This is a genomic window from Actinoplanes sp. NPDC051633 (genome assembly GCF_040681735.1).
GTDB lineage: Bacteria > Actinomycetota > Actinomycetes > Mycobacteriales > Micromonosporaceae > Actinoplanes.
The window spans coordinates 1-1,658 of the sequence record NZ_JBFAZH010001474.1; the positions used below are offsets into that span (position 1 = coordinate 1).

1 protein-coding gene and 1 pseudogene are annotated in these 1,658 nt (G+C 73.6%); both read left to right on the forward strand.

Annotated elements, in window-relative coordinates; all coding sequences use genetic code 11:
- Nucleotides 1-436 (forward strand): annotated as a pseudogene (locus tag AB0M20_RS42220) (phosphoketolase); the annotation flags it as partial.
- A 77-nt stretch (nucleotides 437-513) separates the two neighbouring features.
- The gene (locus AB0M20_RS42225) at nucleotides 514-1,650 is read left to right on the forward strand and encodes an AAA family ATPase (protein WP_364307015.1); all 1,137 of its coding nucleotides are present in this window, start codon (nucleotides 514-516) and stop codon (nucleotides 1,648-1,650) included.
- Nucleotides 1,651-1,658: the final 8 nt, after the last annotated feature.

Here is a 1,658-nt window from a genome sequence, read left to right on the forward strand (position 1 = left end):
GGTCCGGGTGGTCAACGTCGTCGACCTGATGACCTTGGTACGCCCGAAGGACCACCCGCACGGCATGAGCCCCACGCTGTTCACCGAGCTGTTCACCGACACGGTCGACGTGGTGTTCTCGTTCCACGGCTACCCGGGCGCGATCCACCAGCTGGTGCACGGCCGGCCCGACGCCGACAGGTTCCGGGTGCGGGGCTTCATCGAGCAGGGCACCACGACGACGCCGTTCGACATGACGGTGCGCAACAGGGCGTCGCGCTACCACCTGGTGATGGACGCGATCAACAACGCGAAGCGGCTGCCGCGCGGCGCGAGCGACCTGAAGCAGTGGTGCGAGCGCCAGCTCGAGAAGCACGAGACGTACGTGGTCGAGCACCTGGAGGACATGCCGGAGGTCCGTGACTGGAGCCTCGGCGACTGGGCGGAACGAGGCTGACCCAACCGCGCAGGAAAGGCGAGCCCGGCTGGGACGGGCCCTGGTGCTGTGCGCGCCGACGGCCGAGACTGTCAGTCATGGCGGTGCTCGGCGACGTCATCGACGACCGGCGGCGGCAGGGCTTCGTCGGCCGTGCCACTCAGCTGACCGGCTTCGACGACGCGCTCGCCGGCCGGTCGGCCCGCCGCGTGCTGTTCGTGCACGGGCCGGGCGGGGTCGGCAAGACGACGCTGCTGCTGCACCTGCGCAGCCGGGCCCGGCGGGCCGGCCGGGCCGCGGTCTATCTCGACGGCCGCGACATCGACCCGTCGCCGGAGGGTTTCGCGCAGGCAGCGCGGGCCGCGGATACGGCCGGCGGCGGGGTGCCGGTGCTGCTGGTCGACGGGTACGAGGAACTCGCGCCGATTGACGGCTGGATGCGCCGCGAGTTGCTCCCCGCCCTGCCCGAGGACGGGGTGTTGGTGCTCGCCGGCCGGGCGCCGCCGGCACCGGAGTGGCGCAGCGACCCGGGCTGGCGGGCGGTGGTCGCCGTACATCCGCTCGATGTCTTCGACGAAGCCGACAGCGCCGAGCTGCTGGACCGGACCGGCGTCGCCTCGGCCGACCGCGACCGCATCCTGCGGCTGGGCCGTGGACATCCCCTCGCTCTGGCCCTGCTGGCCGACGCGGCGCTGGCCGGTGCCGTGCCACGCAGCCTCGCCGACGCTCCGGACCTGATCTCGGCGCTGGTGGCCGGCCTGGTGCGGGACGCGCCGTCCGACGCGCACCTGGCCGGCCTGGCCACCTGCGCCAAGGCCCTGCTGACCACGGAGGACCTGCTGCGCCGCACGGTCGGCGAGGCGGCCGCGCCGCAGGTGTGGGCATGGCTGCGCGACCGCCCGTTCGTCACCGTCCGGCCACAGGGTCTCGCGCCGCACGACCTGACCCGCGAGGTCCTGGAGGCGGAGTTCGAGCGGCGCTCGCCCGACCGCTACCGGGAGCTTCACCGGGTCGTGCACGACTACGTCGTGGCGAGCCTGCGCTCCGGCACCGGCATGAACCGTCAGCTGCTTGCCCAGCACCTGGCGCACCTGCACCGGGAGGGCCCGTTCGCCGCTCAGTTCCGGGCGATGCGGTCGCAGGGTTCGGCCGCGGTGGTCCCGGCCCGGCCCGAGGAACTGCCCGGCATCGTCTCCCACATCGGAGACCATGTCGGCCCGCAGTCGGCCCCCTAAGCCCGCGC